Source organism: Pantoea sp. OXWO6B1 (assembly GCF_001641135.1).
Classification (GTDB): Bacteria; Pseudomonadota; Gammaproteobacteria; order Enterobacterales; family Enterobacteriaceae; genus Pantoea; species Pantoea allii.
In genome coordinates this window covers 4504872-4526494 of the sequence record NZ_LWLR01000001.1, presented here as the reverse complement: position 1 = coordinate 4526494, position 21623 = coordinate 4504872, and the positions used below count along the sequence as shown (strand labels likewise).

The 21623-nt window shown below is 49.5% G+C and carries 17 protein-coding genes, 1 tRNA gene and 1 pseudogene; 8 read left to right on the top strand and 11 right to left on the bottom strand.

What is annotated here, in order from left to right:
- Positions 1 to 129 precede the first annotated feature (129 nt).
- The 5 genes from deoC to mrdA all read left to right on the top strand — a co-directional run bounded on the left by deoC (position 130) and on the right by mrdA (position 6463).
- Positions 130 to 909 carry a deoxyribose-phosphate aldolase gene (gene deoC, locus A6A26_RS23060; RefSeq protein WP_063880896.1) on the top strand — a complete coding sequence of 260 codons (780 nt, stop codon included), beginning with the start codon at positions 130 to 132 and terminating at the stop codon, positions 907 to 909.
- 59 nt (positions 910 to 968) lie between these two features.
- A complete protein-coding gene (gene deoA / locus A6A26_RS23055) occupies positions 969 to 2297 on the top strand; it encodes a thymidine phosphorylase (RefSeq protein ID WP_063880895.1) in 1329 nt (442 codons plus the stop codon).
- A gap of 94 nt (positions 2298 to 2391) precedes the next feature.
- Positions 2392 to 3615 carry a phosphopentomutase gene (deoB, locus tag A6A26_RS23050; protein ID WP_063880894.1) on the top strand — a complete coding sequence of 408 codons (1224 nt, stop codon included), beginning with the start codon at positions 2392 to 2394 and terminating at the stop codon, positions 3613 to 3615.
- Positions 3616 to 3648: 33 nt separating this feature from the next.
- The gene (gene deoD / locus A6A26_RS23045) at positions 3649 to 4362 is read left to right on the top strand and encodes a purine-nucleoside phosphorylase (RefSeq protein WP_063880893.1); all 714 of its coding nucleotides are present in this window, start codon (positions 3649 to 3651) and stop codon (positions 4360 to 4362) included.
- Positions 4363 to 4579: 217 nt separating this feature from the next.
- Positions 4580 to 6463, top strand: coding sequence for a penicillin-binding protein 2 (gene mrdA, locus A6A26_RS23040; RefSeq protein ID WP_063880892.1), 1884 nt, complete (start codon positions 4580 to 4582; stop codon positions 6461 to 6463).
- Here the strand turns inward: mrdA and A6A26_RS23035 are convergent.
- The 4 genes and pseudogenes from A6A26_RS23035 to A6A26_RS23020 form a co-directional block, all read right to left on the bottom strand.
- A complete protein-coding gene (locus tag A6A26_RS23035) occupies positions 6460 to 7170 on the bottom strand; it encodes a GGDEF domain-containing protein (RefSeq protein ID WP_063880891.1) in 711 nt (236 codons plus the stop codon). The two genes, mrdA and A6A26_RS23035, sit on opposite strands and share 4 nt — an antisense overlap.
- A pseudogene (locus tag A6A26_RS23030) lies at positions 7167 to 7552 on the bottom strand (DUF1987 domain-containing protein). Before A6A26_RS23030 ends, A6A26_RS23035 begins: the two are co-directional and overlap by 4 nt.
- A 10-nt stretch (positions 7553 to 7562) precedes the next feature.
- Entirely contained in the window at positions 7563 to 8129 is a 567-nt protein-coding gene (locus A6A26_RS23025; RefSeq protein ID WP_063881255.1) for a SiaB family protein kinase, read from the bottom strand.
- A gap of 16 nt (positions 8130 to 8145) precedes the next feature.
- Positions 8146 to 9375: a SpoIIE family protein phosphatase gene (locus A6A26_RS23020; RefSeq protein ID WP_063880890.1), complete on the bottom strand. Its 1230-nt coding sequence runs from the start codon at positions 9373 to 9375 to the stop codon at positions 8146 to 8148.
- Positions 9376 to 9669: 294 nt separating this feature from the next.
- On the opposite strand from A6A26_RS23020, the gene A6A26_RS23015 reads away from it, so the two are divergent.
- Positions 9670 to 9745: transfer RNA gene (locus A6A26_RS23015), tRNA-Phe, on the top strand.
- A gap of 735 nt (positions 9746 to 10480) precedes the next feature.
- Here the strand turns inward: A6A26_RS23015 and A6A26_RS23010 are convergent.
- The 6 genes from A6A26_RS23010 to A6A26_RS22990 all read right to left on the bottom strand — a co-directional run bounded on the left by A6A26_RS23010 (position 10481) and on the right by A6A26_RS22990 (position 17681).
- The gene (locus tag A6A26_RS23010; RefSeq protein ID WP_063880889.1) at positions 10481 to 12040 is read right to left on the bottom strand and encodes a DUF262 domain-containing protein; all 1560 of its coding nucleotides are present in this window, start codon (positions 12038 to 12040) and stop codon (positions 10481 to 10483) included.
- Complete coding sequence (locus A6A26_RS23005; protein ID WP_063880888.1) at positions 12037 to 12978, bottom strand: hypothetical protein; 942 nt, start codon at positions 12976 to 12978, stop codon at positions 12037 to 12039. The genes A6A26_RS23010 and A6A26_RS23005 overlap by 4 nt, the downstream gene beginning before the upstream one ends.
- Positions 12975 to 14198, bottom strand: a complete 1224-nt coding sequence (locus A6A26_RS23000; RefSeq protein ID WP_063880887.1) for an AAA family ATPase — start codon at positions 14196 to 14198, stop codon at positions 12975 to 12977. The genes A6A26_RS23005 and A6A26_RS23000 overlap by 4 nt, the downstream gene beginning before the upstream one ends.
- A 337-nt stretch (positions 14199 to 14535) precedes the next feature.
- Positions 14536 to 14712 carry a hypothetical protein gene (locus tag A6A26_RS25660; protein WP_156506696.1) on the bottom strand — a complete coding sequence of 59 codons (177 nt, stop codon included), beginning with the start codon at positions 14710 to 14712 and terminating at the stop codon, positions 14536 to 14538.
- 276 nt (positions 14713 to 14988) lie between these two features.
- Positions 14989 to 16263, bottom strand: coding sequence for an MFS transporter (locus A6A26_RS22995; protein WP_063880886.1), 1275 nt, complete (start codon positions 16261 to 16263; stop codon positions 14989 to 14991).
- On the bottom strand, positions 16260 to 17681 hold the full coding sequence (locus A6A26_RS22990) for a M20 family metallopeptidase (protein ID WP_063880885.1): 1422 nt from the start codon (positions 17679 to 17681) through the stop codon (positions 16260 to 16262). Before A6A26_RS22990 ends, A6A26_RS22995 begins: the two co-directional genes overlap by 4 nt.
- Positions 17682 to 17829: 148 nt before the next feature.
- Here A6A26_RS22990 and A6A26_RS22985 point away from each other — a divergent pair, with 148 nt between their 5' ends.
- Positions 17830 to 18744, top strand: a complete 915-nt coding sequence (locus tag A6A26_RS22985) for a LysR family transcriptional regulator (protein WP_063880884.1) — start codon at positions 17830 to 17832, stop codon at positions 18742 to 18744.
- A 243-nt stretch (positions 18745 to 18987) separates the two neighbouring features.
- Positions 18988 to 19350, top strand: coding sequence for a hypothetical protein (locus tag A6A26_RS22980; RefSeq protein WP_063880883.1), 363 nt, complete (start codon positions 18988 to 18990; stop codon positions 19348 to 19350).
- Between the two features lie 287 nt (positions 19351 to 19637).
- Here the strand turns inward: A6A26_RS22980 and A6A26_RS22975 are convergent, their stop codons facing one another.
- The gene (locus tag A6A26_RS22975; protein WP_063880882.1) at positions 19638 to 21122 is read right to left on the bottom strand and encodes a sugar porter family MFS transporter; all 1485 of its coding nucleotides are present in this window, start codon (positions 21120 to 21122) and stop codon (positions 19638 to 19640) included.
- Positions 21123 to 21623 lie beyond the last annotated feature (501 nt).

Genomic DNA, 21623 nt, shown 5'->3' with positions numbered 1-21623 from the left:
TTCTTGTTAGATATTGCAGTTGTTTCATACTTTGATGTGACGTATGGCACATATTACCCGGCCCCGAATTGTTACTATTATCACATGCAAGGGTGATTCAACGATTCACCCCATGTTCTGGAGATCGCTATGACCGATATCAAACAGCAGGCCCTGCGCGCGCTGAAACTGATGGATTTAACCACCCTGAATGAAGACGACACCGATGAGAAAGTGATTGCACTGTGTCATCAGGCTAAATCCCCGGCGGGCAATACCGCAGCCGTCTGCATTTATCCGCGTTTTATTCCCATTGCCCGTAAAACACTGCGTGAGCAGGGAACCCCGGATGTGCGTATTGCTACCGTGACCAACTTCCCCCACGGCAATGACGACATTGAGATTGCGCTGGCCGAAACCCGTGCGGCTATCGCTTACGGTGCCGACGAAGTGGACGTGGTTTTCCCGTACCGCGCGCTGATGGCGGGCAATGCTCAGGTGGGTTTTGATTTGGTCAAGGCGTGTAAAACCGCCTGCGCCGACGCCAGTGTTCTGCTGAAAGTGATTATCGAAACCGGTGAGCTGAAACAGGAAGCGCTGATTCGTCAGGCCTCAGAAATTGCCATTGACGCCGGGGCTGACTTTATCAAAACCTCAACCGGTAAAGTGGCGGTAAACGCGACACCAGAGGTGGCGCAGATCATGATGAGCGTGATCCGCGATAAAGGCGTTAAAGCGCAGGTCGGTTTTAAACCTGCCGGTGGTGTGCGCACGGCGGAAGATGCCGCCATCTATCTGCAACTGGCAGAAGATACGCTGGGCGCTGACTGGGCTGATGCGCGCCACTTCCGTTTTGGTGCCTCCAGCCTGTTGGCAAGCCTGCTGAACACGCTTGGACACAGCAGCGATACTCGACAGTCAGGCTACTAATATCTCTGGGCGGCATCCGGCCGCCTTTTCTCCTCTTTCCCTGACGTAAGGGGGCAACTTTGTACCTCGCACAAGAAATCATTCGAAAAAAACGTGACGGCCACGCGCTGAGTGAAGACGAGATTCGTTTCTTCATTAACGGCGTGCGCGATAACAGCGTTTCCGAAGGACAAATTGCCGCACTGGCAATGACCATTTATTTTCACGATATGTCGCTAGCGGAACGGGTGGCGCTGACGATGGCGATGCGTGACTCAGGCACCGTGCTGAACTGGAAATCCCTGAACCTCAACGGGCCGGTGGTCGACAAGCACTCCACGGGCGGCGTCGGCGATGTCACGTCGCTGATGCTGGGGCCGATGGTGGCCGCCTGTGGCGGTTATATCCCGATGATCTCAGGTCGCGGGCTGGGGCACACCGGCGGCACCTTAGATAAGCTGGAAGCGATTCCTGGTTTTGATATTTTCCCCAGTGATGACCACTTCCGCCAGACCATTAAGCAGGTTGGCGTGGCGATTATCGGCCAGACCAACTCCCTGGCTCCGGCGGACAAACGGTTTTATGCCACACGTGATATCACGGCCACCGTGGATTCCATTCCGCTGATCACCGCCTCGATCCTGGCGAAAAAGCTGGCCGAGGGCCTGGATGCATTGGTGATGGATGTCAAAGTCGGCTCAGGGGCATTTATGCCGACCTATGAGGCGTCTGAAAACCTGGCGCAGGCCATTGTCGGCGTGGCCAATGGCGCGGGCTGCCGAACCACGGCGCTGTTAACGGATATGAATCAGGTGCTGGCCTCCACAGCCGGTAACGCGCTGGAAGTGCGTGAAGCGGTGCGCTTCTTAACCGGTGCGCAGCGTAACCCGCGACTGCTGGAAGTGACGCTGGCGCTGTGCAGCGAAATGCTGATCTCCGGCAAACTGGCGGAAAATGATGCTGAGGCACGCGAAAAATTAATGACGGTGCTGGATAACGGCAAGGCTGCAGAGGTGTTTGCCCGCATGGTGGCGGCGCAAAACGGCCCGAGCGATTTTGTTGAGCGCTACGACAGCTATTTACCTGCGCCGACGATGAGCAAAGCGGTTTATGCCGACAGCGCGGGCTGTGTTACCCATATGGATACCCGCGCGCTGGGCATGGCGGTGGTAGCGATGGGCGGTGGACGCCAGCGCGCCAGCGATGCCATTGATTACAGCGTCGGGTTGAGCGACATGATTACCCTGGGTGAGCAGGTGGATGCCTCCCGTCCGTTAGCCGTTATTCATGCCAGCAGCGAAGCGCACTGGCAGCAGGCCGCTGCCGCCGTAAAAGCGGCCATCACGCTGGGTGACAGCGCGCCAGCGGCCACGCCCGTCGTGTATCGCCGGGTGACTGAGGCGGGTTGACGCGGATAGCGACTGTATACCGCACAGGATTCGGGTATACTGATCTGATCGCTTTTTTTTGACTTGTCGCGCGCTTTTGGCGCAGGAGACTGGCATGAAACGTGCTTTTATTATGGTGCTGGATTCCTTTGGAATCGGTGCCAGCAAAGATGCCGATAAATTCGGTGATGCAGGTTCAGATACGTTAGGTCATATCGCAGAAGCCTGTTTTAACGGTCAGGCGGATAAAGGTCGTAAAGGGCCGCTGCACTTACCGAATCTGACCGCGCTGGGGCTGGGCAAAGCGGCAGCGCTTTCAACCGGGCGTTTTCCGCCGGGACTGGACCCTGAGGCTAAGATCACGGGCGCTTATGCTTACGCCCGTGAACTGTCATCTGGCAAAGATACGCCGTCAGGCCACTGGGAAATCGCCGGTGTGCCTGTTCTGTTTGACTGGGGTTACTTCAGTGATAAGCAGAACAGCTTCCCGCAGGAACTGCTGGACAAACTGGTGGAACGCGCCGGTTTACCGGGCTATCTCGGTAACTGTCACTCATCGGGTACGGTGATCCTCGACCAGTTGGGCGAAGAGCACATGGCTTCCGGTAAGCCGATTTTCTATACCTCGGCGGACTCGGTATTCCAGATCGCCTGCCACGAAGAAACCTTCGGGCTGGAGCGGCTGTATGAACTGTGTGAAATCGCCCGCGAAGAGCTGACCGAAGGCGGCTATAACATCGGCCGGGTGATTGCCCGTCCATTTGTGGGTGACAAAGCAGGCAGCTTTGAGCGCACAGGCAACCGCCACGATTTGGCCGTCGAGCCACCATCGCCGACCATGCTGAAAAAGCTGGTGGACGAAAAGGGCGGTCATGTGATTTCGGTCGGTAAAATTGCCGATATCTATGCCGAGCAGGGCATCACGAAAAAAGTGAAAGCCACCGGGCTGGACGCGCTGTTTGATGCGACCATTCAGGAAATGAAGACTGCGCCGGATCAGGCAATTGTGTTCACCAACTTTGTCGACTTTGATTCCACCTGGGGCCATCGCCGCGACGTTGCGGGTTACGCGGGCGGGCTGGAGCTGTTCGATCGCCGTTTGCCAGAGCTCATGGAATGGGTCAAAGAGGATGATATTTTGATCCTCACGGCGGATCATGGTTGCGATCCGACCTGGCAGGGCACCGAACATACGCGCGAGCACATTCCGATCTTAATTTACGGACCAAAGGTTGAGCCGGGATCGCTGGGCTATCGTGAAACCTTTGCCGATATCGGCCAGACGATCGCGCACTATTTTGACCTGTCCCCCATGGACTACGGCAAGAACATGCTGTAAAAACAGCGAAATTTTTAAAAAGGATAGAGAATTATGGCAACTCCTCACATTAATGCAGAAATGGGCGATTTCGCAGACGTCGTACTGATGCCGGGCGATCCGCTGCGTGCGAAGCACATTGCAGAAACCTTTCTGGAAAATGCCGTTGAGGTGAATAACGTGCGCGGCATGCTGGGTTATACCGGCACCTACAAAGGCCGCAAAATCTCGGTAATGGGCCACGGTATGGGTATTCCCTCCTGCTCCATCTATACGAAAGAGCTGATCACCGAGTTTGGCGTGAAGAAAATTATCCGTGTGGGTTCCTGTGGTGCCGTGCGTGCCGATGTGAAACTGCGTGATATCGTTATCGGCATGGGCGCGTCTACCGACTCGAAAGTCAACCGTATGCGCTTCAAAGATCACGATTTTGCCGCGATTGCGGACTTCGATATGGTACGTAACGCCGTTGATGCGGCTAAAAATCTGGGCGTCGACGCGCGCGTGGGGAATATCTTCTCTGCCGACCTGTTCTACACGCCCGATCCGCAGATGTTTGACGTAATGGAGAAGTACGGCATTCTCGGCGTTGAAATGGAAGCCGCGGGCATTTACGGCGTAGCCGCCGAGTTTGGTGCGAAAGCGCTGACTATCTGCACCGTGTCGGATCATATCCGTACCCATGAGCAGACCACTGCGGCAGAACGTCAGACAACCTTTAATGACATGATTAAGATTGCGCTGGAATCAGTACTGCTGGGTGATTAAACCCCGACGTCATTAATGTCATCCTTAACCCGGCAGCGCGCTGTTGCCGGGTTAACGCGTCAGAAAATTTACGCTTCCCGTTCTTTTCGCAACATTCTCATCAAATGACACACTTTTCATCAGGCTTGTGCATCTTGGCACTGGCAAGGATCGCTTATGTCACTATCATGAAGACGAACAATAAATAACAATATGCCAGACTGAAAATACCTGCCTGATGAATTTCCGAAATTTCGACGCTGAAGAGAAGTTATTTGTACGCCGTGCCGTGATGGCATTTGTGCTGGTCTGCATCTGCTTCACCATTCTTGGTTTAAACCTGTATCGCCTGCAGATACGCGATCACAGCTATTACCAGACACGTTCAAATCAAAACGACATCAAGATGATCCCTATCGCGCCCACGCGCGGGCTGATTTTTGACCGTAACGGCATTCCGCTGGTGCGCAACGTAACCTGGTACGACATCACCATCACCCCGTATAAAGTGGATGATATGAAAGACGTGCTGCGCCAGCTCACGCCGCTTATCGATCTGACCCCGGACGATATAGAACGTTTTCAGCACGATCTTCACCAGAGCAGCCGCTATAAGCCGGTTATCCTCAAAGAGGAACTCACCGACGAAGAGGTGGCGCGCTTTTCGGTAAACCAGTTTCGCTTTACCGGCGTCAGCATTGATACCTATCAGGACAGAGAATATCCCTATGGGGCCGATCTGGCACACGTCATCGGCTACGTTTCTAAAATCAATGACAACGACTACAAACGGCTGAATGCAGAAGGTATTGCAGAAAACTACGCGGCTGACCACAACATCGGTAAACAGGGGATTGAAGGCTATTATGAATCCCTGCTGCACGGTAAGCCGGGTTATCAGGAAGTGGAAGTAGATAACCATGGGCGCATTGTCCGGGTGCTGAAAGAAGTGCCCCCGGTGGCGGGTAAGAACATCACCCTGACGCTGGACCTGCATCTGCAGCAGTATATTGAAAGCCTGCTGGCCGGGCAGCGTGCCGCGTTGCTGGTGGAGGACCCTCACGACGGCTCCGTGCTGGCCATGGTTTCCAGCCCCAGCTACGATCCTAACCCGTTTGTGAAAGGCATCAGCTACAAGGCGTACAAAACGCTGCTGCAGGATAAAAATCTGCCGCTGATCAACCGTGTCACGCAGGGTCTTTATCCCCCGGCTTCCACCGTAAAACCCTATATGGCGATGTCTGCGCTGTTAACTCATGTGATTACCCCGCAAACCACCTTTTTTGGTGGGCCGACATGGACCTTACCGGGCACCGATCGTCGCTATCGTGACTGGAAAAAAAGCGGGCACGGCACGCTCGATGTCACCAAAGCTATCGAAGAGTCTGCCGACACCTTCTTCTATCAGGTGGCCTTTATGATGGGCATCGATCGTATTCACACCATGCTCAGCAAATTCGGTTACGGTCAGCCCACGGGCATCGACCTGAACGAAGAGTACAGCGGGCTGCTACCGAGCCGCGACTGGAAAATGAAAGTGCATAAAAAGCCGTGGTATCAGGGCGATACGGTGTCGGTGGGGATTGGGCAGGGCTACTGGATTGCCACCCCGATACAGATGGTGAAAGCGCTGGTGACGTTAATTAATAATGGCCGGGTGATTGCGCCGCATCTGCTGGAAAAATCGCAGCGCGGCACCAGCGTTCAGCTCTATCAGGCTAAACTGCCCCAGGCGCAGGTTGGCGATCCGCATTCACCGTACTGGTCACTGGTGCGACATGCCATGTTTGGCATGGCCAACGCACCGAACGGGACAGGCTATAAATATTTCCATACTGCGCCCTACGGCATTGCAGCGAAAAGCGGGACATCACAGGTATTCAGCCTGAAAGAAAACCAGACCTATAACGCCAAAATGATTCCGGTACGGCTGCGCGACCATACGTTTTACACTGCCTTCGCGCCCTTCAACGATCCCAAAGTGGCGGTGGCCCTGATTCTGGAAAACGGCGGAGGTGAAGGCGTGGTTGCCGCGCCGGTCATGCGCCAGCTGCTTGACCATATCTTCCTGCCGCCGACCACCACACCGCCGGTCGAGGTGGTACAGCATCGGGCAGGCTAGCGGAAGAACACCCGATTACGCCCGTGCTTTTTAGCATCGTAGAGCGCCGCATCGGCATGGGTGTAAAGCGTTTCAAACCGGGTGCCCGCCGCGCCCCAACTGACGCCGAGGCTGGCCGTGACCAGCCGCTCTGGCAGGGCATTAAGCGGCGAGGCGTTTAATGAGGCAAGAATGGCCCCGGCAACGATCACTGCATCACCCAGCCAGGTATTGGGTAACATGATGGTGAACTCTTCACCGCCGATACGGCCGATGCTGGCCATGTCGGGCGTATTACGCTGAATGCGCTGCACCAGCTCGCAAATCACCTTATCTCCGACGGGATGCCCGTATTCATCATTGATGCGTTTAAAAAAGTCGATATCGAGGATGATTAAGGCCGCTGGTGTTTGATCCAGCGTGTCGCTGATGCGTTGAATAATGGCGCTGCGGTTCCAGACATTGGTCAGGGGATCGTGCGTGGCTTTGTACTCCAGCTCTGTTGCCAGCTCGTTAAGTTGTTCATTCACCCGGTTCAGCTCACGCTCTGCCCGATCGCTGCGCGAGATTAGCCGATAGGTTTCCCGCATCAGCCGCTGGTAGTGGCTGTTAAGCTGCAGCAACGCCTGGCGATACTCTTCGGCGTGTAGGCTTTGCTGTGCCGCGATATGGCTGGCCTGATTGAGTGCCTGGGTTTCTTCCAGGAACAGCTCGTTAAGTTGCGTCATTGGCGCTGTTCCGCATGCAGCTTCACGGTTAACGCGGTGAAATCCAGCGACAGCTCCTCACCAAACTCTTCCGAAACGTCGTCTTCGGCATCGTAGAACCAGTTGAGTATTATCGTGCAGCCGTTTGCGCCAGCCTGTTGAACTGATCGAACAGCCCAAACAGCATCTTGGTGCTTGAGCTGTTGAAATAGCTCAGGTCAATATTCACCTCTGCCGGTTGGCTGGCCTGCGGTTGCCAGCACTCCAGCGCGCTTTGCAGCGGCCGGTAAAAGGCGGCGGCGTTCTCGGGCCAGGATTCTCCTTTCAGGGAGAATCGGTGGGCCGCAAAGTCAAACTCTACGGCGGGCGTACATTCAGTGGCGGTAAGTTGAATGGTTTGCATAAGGGTTTCTTCAGTCATGGCAGATAGTGGCCTTTAACCAAAAGGCAGAGAGCTCGCTGGCCTCCAGTGGCTGGAAACAATATTCCAGCGGTTCACTGACGTCGCGCGCCAGGGTAAGCAAGCCGATATTTGCGCCTTTGCTCCAGACCGGACTCTCAGCGCGTAACCGGTTTCGATAAGCTTGTTTAATTTCATCCGCATTCATCACCCGCAGCGAATCCAAATCACCGCGCAGCTGATGAGTGGCGTCACTGGCGACCAGGTTAGCGCTTTCCAGATAATAGCGACCGTCATCGTAGCGCAGGCTCAATGAACCAAAGCGATACAGCTGATCGTTATGGCTCAGCGCCCGGCTGTCCTGAGAGTAACGTAAAATGTTCTGCGCAATCTCGACAAAGCTGGAGAACAGCCGCCGTCTGACCTTTTGCGACTGCTCATGGTTTTCCAGAAACAGTTTGACCACTTCACCCATTGCCGTGATGTTCTGGGGTGAAAAAAAGCCGGTGTACTGTAGTGCAATAAGGCCGGACTGCGATTCGGTATTGAAGGGCAGACCCCGTAGTGACTCGTTTTTCATTTTCTTCCCGGTGCGGTCAATAGCGAAAGCCAAACCAGGTGACGTCATCGCGTCGCGCCTGGTTACCTTGCCAGCTTAAATAATCTTGCTGAAACGCCAGTGATAACTGCGGCATGGGCAACTGCTGATAACGCATCAGCAGAGACTGGATGCGCTTATTACCAAACATGATATTGCGCTCGCCACCCGGCTGGTCGGTGACGCCATCTGTCAGCACAAACAGCATGTCGCCACGGTTAAACGCTAAGCTCTGCTCAGGCCAGTGATAGTCTTCTGGCGTATCGGTATAGCCGACGCCGACGCGATCCTGACTGAGCGAGGTAATTTCTTTACTGATGTGGCTGAGCATAAACGCCTGGGTTCGGGCGCTGGCCCAGCGCAGCTGATGCCGCTCGGTATCGACCGATATCACGATGGCATCGCAGCCGTCGTTAGACAGTGACGTTTGCTGGGAGGCATTCAGCTGGCCGAGCGTCTGTTTGATATGGTGGTTAAGGGCATGCAGGATGCTGGACGGGGCCTGGAGATCGGCCTCGCGCAGCGCGTTTTCCAGCGCAGACTGCAAAATCACCGTCATAAAGGCACCGGGAATCCCATGACCTGTGCAGTCGGCGATCACCGCCAGCCAGCCGCTGTCGTGACGGTGAAAGGCATAGTAATCGCCACCCACGCCGTCACGCGGTTGCCAGTACAAACACCAGTCGTCGAGCAGGGAAGCGATTAACTGGTTGGAGCGGTCCAGCATCGCGTCCTGAATCACCCGCGCATAATCAATGCTCTGTAAAATCTGCTGATGCTGGCGCGCCTGCAAATCGGAGACGCGGCGAATCAGATCGATCCCTAAACCAATGCCGATATAGTGCCCGTGCTCGGTCAGGATAAACCCATCGGCCACAGACTTATCGCCGTTAGCCACCACCTGCTGTGCGACGCTTTCCAGGGTATTTTCCACGTCAATTACCAGCGGGAACTTATCCATAAAGGCGATACAGCTTTTGCGGTCATAGAGTTCGGGGAAAAACGGGCGCGCCATCTGCGACAAAAAGATATGGCGGTTAATCATGCCAAACGGCTTGCCGTTTTCAACCACGGGCAGGCCAATAAGATCTTTATGCTCGGCAAACAGCGCCATCACGGCACGGTTATCCGTGTCGGGGCTGACAAAAGGAACATCAATGCAGAGCACCCGTGCGTCATAACGGCTTGAGGCGGAAATCACAGTATTCACAGAGGCGGGTAACTGCATGATGCGGCTCTTGATTGTCCAGGAATAATCGTAGAGTAATGAGCGCAGATGACGGATTTATGGCAAAAAAACGGTTGGGAAAAAGAGCGCGGATAAATCGTGGATAAAGCAAAATAGCAGCGAAAAAACGCCTGTCAGAGGGCGTTCGGCAGCGCGAAAATCCGGTGTCTTTTTGAGCGCATCGCTAAATTTTCGTCCGTGACTATCCGGGTTGATGGAAAACCCGTCAGTTGATTTCATTTTTGTGAAAAGCGTTTGACGCTGGGGCCTGCATAAGGTTTAATGCGCCCCGTTGCCCGAATAGCTCAGTCGGTAGAGCAGGGGATTGAAAATCCCCGTGTCCCTGGTTCGATTCCGGGTTCGGGCACCACAAATTTGAAACCCTCGCTTCGGCGGGGGTTTTTGCGTTTGGGGGTGTTGCGTCTGTAGCCAGTATGGTCTGTCTATTTGTTTCAATAAAAAATATTTCTTATACGGATTTTTTTTCGAGCGTCGTAATTTTTATAATCTAGTCTATCAAGAGATTAATGAATTATTCGCCGGTATTTCAGATGAGTTGTTTATTGATCGAATATAACTGTATTGGAAGTTAGTGTGGCAAAGAATAAATTAGCCACCCTTCGAACTCCCTTTTTATGGCAAATTTTAAAAATTCTTTTACGACATCTACTTGATGGGAATTTGAAAGTGCTGTTCTATTAGGAGAGAATTACCATTTGATGATAATCCAGTATTTTATTTTAACCTTACAATGTGTAATTGAATTTTTGAATGAAGTACTTTGCCAGGGTAAAATGCGAAAGCCAGTGATAAAACTACCGGTGAGCGTAGAACTGGAAATAGAGAGTTACTAATATAATTTTGAATTTTTCTTATCCGAAAATGTTGATTTTTTTTGCTAAGTTGTGTGTTATAGTGAATGGTTAGCCGGTTTAATATGAAGTAAATTCATTTATTATGAATGGGTTTGACTAAGAATATCAATAAAATAATAAGGTGTATTTACGATCACTATAGGTGAAATTTTATTTTTCATTAAATGGGTAAATATGCCTCACTGCTATTTTTCAACAGTGGAGCATATTTTTAATATTTATTAAATCATTCAAAGATACTCTTTCTGTAAGAAAGATGTGACATCAAGTGCAAAGCTTTTATAAATAATTTCAATATGATTTCTTCTTATTTCAATTATTTCTTCTTTATTTTTCTCAATCGTAGATAGCGAGTTTGTAGGTATGGCATCTTCAATGATGTCTATTATAATTTTATCTTTAATTTCGTTATTCAAAAAGAAAACCTTACTCCCGAGGAAATTACTTAAGTTTGAACGAAACAAGCTTTGTGGCGGGAAAACAGAAAAAGCATTGACATCGGCATCAATATTTTTTGTTGATAAAATTGAATTGATATGGGATTTGAGAACGATTGCTAATGTTTTTCCTGATGCAGATCCGGCTGTATACTTCACAGAAATATCTAATGGATTAGGGCTTTTTAATTTTTTAATCAAATTTTGATGTATGATTAGTTCTTCTTTTTTTAGGCCGGCTTTGAAAAAAAGTATAATCCCTTCTATTTTAGAAGGACTAACTCTCCCAAGCTCATAAATTGAGATTAAATATAGCCAGTTGCTTAAAGTCTTGTTTGATTTTTGGCCTTTATATGAATGAAAATAGTGAAATGCCATAAAGAAAAGAGTTGTGTATGGCAACAGTGATAATTTATTTATTAACATTGTTTCAACAAAGAAATGCAATGTTTCTTTCAGTGAGGTTATGATTTCTGTAAGTTGAGAAGGGTTGTTTTTATTAATTATTTTTAGTTTTTCAACTATTTTGTTTCTATCTTGCTCGTATACTTCAAAGCCAATTGCAGTCTTGACTAACTGAAGGTAAACTTCATTTTTATTACTTTCTTCAATGAAATAATCACCAAAACATTTTTTGATGTCATTAATAAATTTATTGATGCCACTATCGGAATTACCATCATAAGTTAGTGCATATACCAAATCTTTCTGACCTATGTTTTTTCCCAATGAATTTAATCTTGAAAATACCTCTACTACCTCTGATAAGTCACCACCGTCAAGCTTGATAACAGCCATTTTATATTTTCGTATTTTATCGGCTAAATATTCAGCCTTTTCAATTAAAGTATCATCTTCGGTAATTTCAATGATTCTTCTTGCTTCTTTTAAAAATGATGTTGTTTTCCTTAAGGACTTTATACTTATAAGGTGAGGGTCTGCATTTTTGTTGCCGGGGGAATGTGTAAAAGCTTCATCCTTGAGGTTGAAATATAAATCCCACTTACCTTCTTCATCATCTATATCATCAGAAAGACAACAAAAAAGCGTGGTTAAGCGTTGTTGTCCATCAACTATGTAATATTTATCACCATTTGCTTGATGCACAACTCGCCCTCCAACATAGTTGGGAGTGGGGATGTCTTTGCCTCCTCCATTCCATAGTAATATAGATCCTATTGGATAACCTTTATAAATGCTATCGAAAAGATATTTTATATCTTTTTCTTTCCAAACATATGGTCTTTGAAACTCAGGCAAAACGATTTTACCATTTTCAATATGCGAAACTAAATCGTCTATAAACATTACTTCGGGGCTTACTGAAGGTATTTCATTTTTATCATTATTCATAATATTTTCTCAATAGCCTCACAGATTTTAAAAAATTCATGATTTATATTATCACATCTTAAGGAAAAATCATCTTTTGAAATACGGACGTGTTCGTTGTATGCTGCATCAGATATTTCCTTTCCAAAACCGTTCTTGATTTCATTGTAAACTTCGTCATCAATATCTTCATATAATCCGTTTAATGAAGTGTCATTTTTCTTTTTATATCCACCTCTTTTCTTAAAGCCGAGTTTGTAGTCAAAAAAATCCTTTTGAGTTGATGATAACTTTGAAAAAGACTCTATTATTTTTTTTCGTGTCCAATCTATATTGTAAATTATTTCATCAGGAATGTAGTTTTCAATTTCTCTTTTTTCTAAAGTGTAGCAAAAAATATCATATTCTTTGGCTTGTTCGATTATTTTTCTTTGAATTTCACTGATTTCACTATCAGGATGTAGTTTGTCTGAGTCATGTACGACTAAAATTCTTTTTAGATTTTTCATTTTTTCTACTTTGCTACGTATGTGTTTAGGTATCTCACCGCATCCTCCTGCACCACAAAATTCCCAAGATATGTCTTTAGTTTTGAGAAGATAATCTTTATTTTGACTTTTTATCACAGACTCAATGAAACGTGCATCGCTAAATTCATTCTCTAAAATTATAACAGCCTTACGACTTAAAATATCATTTAATTGTTCACAGGGGAATATTCCGTTACCAGTATGAGTGTTTGAAATGGTGATTTTTAGTGAGTAATTAGAATATGCAGAGTGGACAGCCAATCTTAGCATTAAATTTCTTTCGGAATCGCTAAGGTTATGATGCTCAAGCAATTCATCGATGTTGCCTACATCTAGCGAATGAGATTTGTTATGAGAAACCATGCATGAAATAAAAAAGTTTCTCTCAGAGTCGGATTTAAATACATCAGGGTCACATTTTATATTCATTTTGATGCTCCCGCTTTGCTAAGAGCTATAACTTCATCGAAATCCTCTTCAAAAATACCTTTAGGCCACCATTCAACTCCACCTGTATCGTTAATTTTAATTGGTTTCATTTTTGCCGTTTTATCAATAGTGTCATAATCAATATATAAAAGATTCACTTCCTTGCAATCAATCCCTTCTGCAACTCGCCTTCTGATTCTTAAAATAAACTCTTTTGAATGTGTTTCTACAAAAATAATGTTATTTTTTCTTGCCTTTAAATATAAATCGGCTATTGTACCACATGCTGCGGGGTGAATGTGTAGCTCAGGCTGTTCAATTATTTCAATGCCTTTTATTTTTTTTAAATCACGAACGTTTCGATTAATTATAGATGGAAATATTTGAGCAAAACCCATACCTTCATCTACGATGTTTGACTCATTGAATTGATTGCTACAAATTACTGAAAATGAACCGTCATGTAATTTTAATCCGAAAAATTTCTTATCGAAGTTGAGATACATCCATTCTTTCACTTTATTACTTAATATTCCATTATATTTATAATCCACTTCCCTGAAAATATATGGTGCATTTTGCCCTCTATCGCCAATGTCTAAATTTTTTAAACTTTTTGATGTGTAAGTTCTTTGAAGTTCGGAGCGGAATGGGCCTAAGTAGCTTATGTCAAATTCGTTCTTTCTTATTTTATCTAATGTGCTAAATAACTCATTTTCTGATTCATCTAAGTTTGTGGGTAAAAGGCCATTAAAAATTAAATTCTGCGCTTTTCCGTTGGATTGGTAACTTATAACTCCATCTTTTCCTAAAGCTTCCAAATCCAATTCGGCCTGATAGTGAGTTTCTCCGATTGTAGCTTTAAAATTCGAAACCAGTAATGATTTTAATTCTGTTGAGAAATTTAATTCCGTGGTGAATGAGACGTTTAATTCGTTAATCCTAAAGGTAGCTCCGAGAACAAGTCTGGTATATTCAGTATGCCCGTGGACAATATCCAAGTAAGATGCGCCGATATCTATACCTAATGGACTGTAGTCAAGAACATTTCCTGGGCTAACATCTAACGATTTCAAGATTAAAGGCGCTAATCTTGCCAGTGCACTTTTGCCAGCGCTATTTTTCCCTATAAAGATGTTGATTTTCTTTACGTCTAACTTAATTTCCTTGTATGCTTTATAATTTTTAGCATAGAATTGAATCGGTTCTATCATTTCCATTACCCATTGCTTATTTTAATATTGATTATATTTGTTTTTTTCGTTTGTGCAATGTTTGCTTATGTGTTTTTTCTTTCTTTTAGGATTGACGGAACTACTAATTTAGAAAAAGTAATGAGATTTTAGCTGATGGTAACGTATAAGTATCTGAACTAAAATTTATCGGCCCTCTTGATAAAAAGGAGGGCTTTACAAATTAACATGTAAAAACTTTATTATTATAGAAATATTTAGACTATAAGGATTGGCGGAATAGTATAATTAGTTATATGTCACATTAAGGTTACAGTTTATAAAATCCCTTTAAATAACTTATAAATTCTAATTGCTAGCCTCCTCACCCCTTCGGCTTAACGCCCCTTGCCTTAAGCTCTTTCCTCAGTATCCGCTTTATCCACGTCGCCAGGTTGATGTCACCATCCTCACGCGCCTGTTCTTCGAGCTGCGCTCGAAATTCGTGAGAAAGTCGGATTTGGTACTGATCTGTTTTGGTCTTTTCCTTAGATATTGTCATTCCATCATCCTTGTTATGAGAGAGGTAAACACTTTAATGACAGGGCATGATGCAACAAAAAGAGTGAAGCCCGGTCATGCTGAAATCGGACCGAGCTGCTGACTACACCGTAAAGATGAACCATGCGCCAGAACGCGTAAACGATTAAGGCTGCCATGACGAACTGCGGAAATCTGACATGGATGACAAAAATGGGAATCCCTTTCCAAAATCACGCTGTCTGTTCATCACGGCGATAAAATCCGTCAGGTGCTACAACCCTGTGCACCTGTTCTCTCACCGAATCCGCTTCTGGCTCCGCAGCAGCGCCAGGCCGCTCAGCACCGACATCGCCATCAGGTAATAGCCGGGTGCCAGGCTGGTGCCGGTGGCGGTGATCAACAGCGTACAGATCAGCGGCGCAAATCCGCCAAATACCGTCACCGCGATGTTATAGCTGATCGCCATCCCGCTGGCGCGGGTGCCCATCGGAAACAGATCGGCCATGACCGACGGCACCGTGGAGAAGTAAATCGACTTCAGCAACGCCATCCAGCAGACCATAACGATCAACGTGGTGGGCGTGGTGTGATTCACCACCAGCTTAAAGGCAGGATAGATGGTGACGATCAGTAAAATCAGCGATCCCCACATCAATGGGACACGGCCAACGCGCTCTGCCCACAGGCCCATAATCGGCGTTACTACGGTCAGGATCACGCCCGCCAGCAAGGTGGCGGTGAAGGCGACGGAGCCGGGCAGGTGCAGGTTGCGGGTGGCATAGGTCGGCACATAGTTGAGCATGTAGTTAACCGCCGTAGAGATGACCATCAGGCCAATCGCCAGCAGCATCAGCTCTTTCTGACGGCCAAACAGGCGCTTAAGCGGGGCGACTTCAGGCTGCCGCGTGGCGAAGCTGGCAGGTTCATGTACGTGGCGACGAATATAAATCCCCAGCGGGCCAATCAGCAGACCAAAGGCAAACGGAATGCGCCAGCCCCAGTCCTGAATCTGGCTTTCAGTAAGAATCTGCGTTAATCCCAGACCAAACGCGGATGCCATCAGCGTACTTGCCCCTTGGGTGGCAAACTGCCAGCTGGCGATAAAGGCTTTGCGCTCGGGGAAATGCTCCACCAGAAACGCCGTCGAGCTGCCAAATTCGCCACCCGCAGAAAAGCCCTGCACCAGACGCGCCAGCAGAATCAACAAAGGCGCAGCCAGGCCAATGCTCGCGTAGCCTGGCATGAACGTAATGATGGCACCGCCCAGCATCATCAGATTGATGGACAACAGCAGCGCCTTCTTACGCCCGTGGCGATCGGCATAGTTACCCAGCACAATCGCGCCCAGCGGACGGATCAGGAAGGAGACACCGAAACTGCCAAAGGTCAGCAACATAGAAACGGACGGATCGCTGGTCGGGAAGAATGCATGGGCAATATAGCTGGCAAAAAAGCCGTAAACCGCAATATCAAACCACTCCAGCGCGTTACCGATGCAGGTGGCGAAAAGGGTTTTGTGCAGGCTGGGTTTATTCGCGTGCAGCGGTGCAGCCGTGTTGAGTGTGCTCATGCGTCACCTCCGGCATGTTGACGGTGCTTCGCCACCAGTTCGCGGCCTTGCTCGCCTAAGTCCCATAACAGTCGGGTCATGATTTGCAGACCTTCACGCGCAATCGACTTCAGCATATGTTCGTTCACGCCGTGCTGACCGCAGGCGGGATAAGAGTGCGGCACCCACAATGTGGGCAGGCCGAGGATGTCGGAAAACACCTCGTTGGGCAGCGATCCGCCCAGGTTGGGCAGCAGAGCCGGTTTCTTACCGCTGGTTTCGGCGATGCTGGCCAGCACCCAGTCGACCAGCGGATCGGTGGGATCAAGGCGGGTTGCCGGCGATCCGCGAATAAACTCGACCTTCACGTAGCCAAAGCCGTGCTGCGCCAGATATTCGCTGACGTGCTGCGCCAGGTTCTTCCAGTCGGTGCCCACCACAAAGCGCAGCTGACAGACGGCGCTGGCTTCACCCGGAATGGCGTTCATCGGGCGCGCAGGATTGCCCGTCAGGAATGCCAGTACTTCAAGCGTGTTCCAGCCATACAGACGTTCCGTTGGCGTCAATGCCGGTTCGCCCCAGTTCGGATCGATCTCGGGATCGCCCGGCATCCCGCCAACGTTAATCTGGCTGAGAATGTCGCGCACCTGCGGGGTCAGCGAGTTGGGTTTCAGCGCCTCAACCTGAAGCACGCCCTGGGCATTAACCAGCGCGGCAATGGCGTTGGCCAGTTGGGTGCCAGGATTGCTCAGCAAGCCGCCCCAGTTGCCGGAGTGATAGGCGTTGTCACGGGCAGTCACCGTCAGGCGGAAATTCACGGCCCCGCGCGATCCCAGAAACAGGGTAGGTTGCACTGCATTCAGGCGTGGACCGTCCGAGGCGATAAACAGATCGGCTTTCAGCAGATCACCGTGCTGCTGGCACAACTGCGCCAGGCCGGGGGAACTGATCTCTTCGCCCATCTCGAACAGTAGCTTGCAGTTGAAGCCCAGACGTCCACCGCGTGCAATGAACACCTGTTCCAGCGCGGCCAGATTCACGCAGTGCTGACCTTTGTTATCTGCGCTGCCACGGGCGTACCAGCGATCGCCTTCTTCAACGAGCTGCCAGGGCAATAATCCTTCGCGCCAGTTTTCATCATCGCCAAACACCACATCGCCATGACCGTAGCTCAGCAGGGTAGGCAGAGTGGGATCTTCAATGCGCACTGCGACCAGAAACGGACGATGGGCCGCTTCGGCGTTCTCGATGAAGCGCAGGGTAAAACCCAATGCACTCAGCTGTGGGCCGATTTCGTCATGTAAATAGTGGTGTAATTCGCTGTCGCGATCTTGACGCTGGCTCTCGGTACGCTGCGAAACACGGCGTGCGAGTAGCCGTTGAAACTCGCCACTGTCGAACCATGCGGTGGCCTGGTCTACCGCTTGTTGGGCTGTCATGTTTGCTCGTCTTTTATTCATATTATGGTTTTGTCATCATTGCTGAAACGCTGCTTTGCCACCATTATCAATTTATCTAGTAAGGTTTGCTTTTAGAGCAAAGCAAATGTGCCCGTTTTCGAGGCATGCACCAGCATGAGGCGACCGCATGATCAGTAATGAAATCCGCTATTTCCTCGCCGTCGCGAATACAGGCTCGCTCAGCGCGGCGAGTGAGCAGCTGTTTATTGCCGTGTCGGCAATCAGCCGACAGATTCAGCGGCTGGAAACACAGGTGGGCGTGCCGTTGTTTGAGCGTCACGCGCGTGGCATGGTGCTGAATGAAGCCGGGGAAATCTTTGCTCATCACGTGCGCAAAAATATGCTGGATATGGAATACGCGCTGGCGGAAATCAAAGGGCTGAAAGCCGTGCGCCGTACGTTGATTCGGCTGGCCTGTACCGATGGACTGGCCTTTACGTTGCTGCCCCGCATGATTGCCGCCTTTCGGGAAGATAACCCCGGCATTCTTTTTGAAATCAAAGTCGCCAGCCCGCAGGGCGTATCAGAACTGATACGCAACGGAGAATGCGACCTGGCGTTACAGTTCAGCCTGCACGCTGAGCACGGAGTTGAGATCCTCGGTTCCTGGCCTGCACCGGTGCTGTTGGTGATGCATCAGAGCCACCCACTGGCCAGCGCGCCGCAGGTGACACTCAGCGATATCAGCCATTATCCGCTGGCGCTGCCGCAGCAAAACACCACGGTACGGCAGCTGTTCGAGCTGGCGAGCCACATGAGCGGCAATCTGATTGAACCGGTCGTCACCTGCGATAACTTTTCAACCCTGTTTCAGTTCCTGCTGCATACGCCGTTAGCCGTCACCATTTGTAGTGCTTTCAGCGTGATACAGGAAGCCGAAGCGCACGGCCTGGTTTTGCGATCCGTGGGCATCGATCAGCTAAGCCAGCGCAATTTGCAGTTGCAGGTGCCTTCCGGTCGGCCCCGCAGCGCCGCGCTGGAAGTATTTTTAGGGTTTGCGCGGCAGCAACTGAACGCGCTGGACGAGCCGCTGACCCTATAACCCCACTGCCAGTTTAGTGATCACGGGAAATGCGCCAGACACGGGGTTTTTCATTCACACGTCATGTCATCTCTCTTTAGATAGTGTAAAGGACGTAAAAGGCTGTAAAAGGGCGAGGATTCTGCCTGTGACCGGCCTATCATTCCTTTCATAAGCCGCTGTATCTCTGTCGGAAGTTTGCCGATAACACAGAGTAGAGCGGCACATAACGACCTGAACATTCATCTGCAAAGGAGAACCACCATGGATTCTTTCTTTCCTGAGGATGTCATTGATACCCTCAGTAAAACGTTCTGGCAGCGCGTCAGTGCGGTGAAAGGGCTGATTGAACGTCACCAGAGTTTTCGCCTGCTGTGGTTTGGCGAAGCGTTGAAGCGCAACCGTAACTGGACCGGCGTCACCGCCGAGCAGGCCGTTAACCGGGCGATAAGCGAACATCATGGGCTGCCGCTAGCCGATGTCAGAAAAATGACGATTGCTCAAAAGTGGGTAGCGCTCGTCCCGCTAAGAAAAGCGCTGTATTCCCGCCCGGATGGCAAAACGTTCCAATGGCTGGTGGAAAAGAAGCTCGACGAGCTTGATCGTCCTTGTCGCTTTTCGGCCTAGCGGCTTTCCCCTAAATTAGTCCGTAGGGGGAACACCGGTGCTTAGCTCAGCGCCTGACGGTAATTAATAACGCCCCGGATATCAGCCTGTCTCTGTATCCGGGGCGGTTATACTGCATGACGGCTCAACTGGTGGCGCAGAAGGTGATCAATCTTCGTTATGCCCAGCGCAGCGTTAAGATTGGAACGCTGTCATCTACGGGACATCGTCAGATAACATTGAGCACTGTCATCCCTTCAACGTCCTCATTACGGCACATGCGATTGCCAACTCTTAAGCGCCTACCATTAGCGGCTTTTTGAAACGAAAACGGCATTGTTGGCCGTATGGCGATTTTCATCATCAAGCCAGCCTTTCAGATAATGCTCGATCTGCTCCAGGCTCCTGTTGCGGGTTTCCGGCACGCATTTGATAACAAAGATGGCACCAAAGAGTCCAATGGCGGCGAAAATAAAGAACGTACCCGCCAGACCCACCCGGGCAAGAAGAAGAGGAAAGAAAAGAGAGATCAGAAAGTTCGCTATCCACATGGCGAATACGGCACCGCCCATAAAGATGCCACGCAGTCGCGTCGGAAATATCTCTGACAATAACAACCATGTCACGGGTGACAAGGCACCCTGCTGGAAACTGAGAAACATCAGCATGCCCGCCAGTACCATATAAGCCCGTAGCGCATCTGGCTGACCATTAACCGTTTCAGGCAGCAGATAGCTCACCGTGCCAATAAAGACCAGACAGGCGGTGCAACCAAACTGTCCCGTCATCACCATGGTTCGGCGACCCACTTTACCCAGCATCCAGATTCCAACAAACGTCATCAAGACGGAGACCGCGCCGTTGGCGATGGTGGCAAAAAGCGCGGCATTATCCGACATACCGATTGACTTCAGCACGGTGGGGGCATAATACATAATGGTGTTGACGCCGGTTAGCTGCTGGATAACGGCGATACCGACACCAATCAAAAAAAGTTTGAACAGCCACGGCGTCAGCATTTCACGTAAACGCGGTTTACCCAGCGAACTCTGTTCTTCCAGCGTCTCGGTAATCTCCATCAACTCCCATTCCACCTCATCCTTGTGGCGCGTGCGTTCAAGTATGCTGCGAGCCTCAGCCAGGCGGCCTTTCATGGCATACCAGCGTGGAGTATCGGGCATAAACATCATCCCGACCCACAGCAATACGGCAGGAAGCGTTGCTACCACCAGCATCCAACGCCAGGTGCTTTCACCTCCCCATATTTCGTGGAAGGTCGCATTCGAGATATAAGCCAGGAGCTGACCCGAGACAATCATCAGGTCCTGAAGCGTGACCAGCTGCCCACGTTTATTGGCGGGGGCCATCTCTGCGATATAAACCGGCACGGTCGCCGCCGCGCCGCCGACCGCCACGCCCAGGATAAGACGAAAAAAAACCATCCAGTTTACGTCTGGTGCCAGTGACGTGCCTGCCGCGCCAATCGCAAAAATAACGGCCAGGTAGAGGATTATTTTCCTTCTGCCCGCTGGTGCCGCCAGATGGCCCGATAACAACGCGCCAAAGGCGGCACCAAACAGCAAAGAACTGGTGATCAGCCCGGTTGTGAAGGGAGTGAGATGCAGCTCATCGCCCATAAAAAGCAACGCGCCAGAAATCACGCCGGTATCGTACCCAAAAAGTAAACCACCTAGCGTTGCGATGAGCGCAACGACCTTCACAAAAGGCGAAGTAGGTGCGTTACTGTTTGGGCCCGATGCGTTGTTCAGTGTGAGAAATTGTTCTTTCGTCATACAAGACTCCAGTCACCTGATGTAAAAGAAATAAATCTAAAATTTGTCCAGGCGCAAAGCATTCACCTCAGTACACCTAAATTTACAGCATTAATTTAGATCAAAAATTTCATCAATGTTAACTATGAAACTTTATGTTTGAGTTATGGATCATGTTTTGTTAATTATTTTTTATGAAACGACAGGAAGAGGAGAGGTGCTGAACAAAATGTGAACGCAGCATGCTGGACCAGCGTGATGCCAGGATATTGATATTATTCGATTCAAACGCGTGAAAATTTACCGCGCTGTCGGCATTAAACCGGCCTGAACGAGACTGGAATTAAGTGGAGTATTTGGAATTTTTCTTTCACAAAGTAGCGGGTAGAAAATCAATGTCAGGTGGTAAGAGGCGCTTACGCACGACGGTTGTTATCAACGATGCTGTGCCCACTTTTCATCCAGAGAATGCGTGCGTTGCCTGCCGGCTGAGCGAGCGTAACTGTGCTCTTGCCTCTCCAG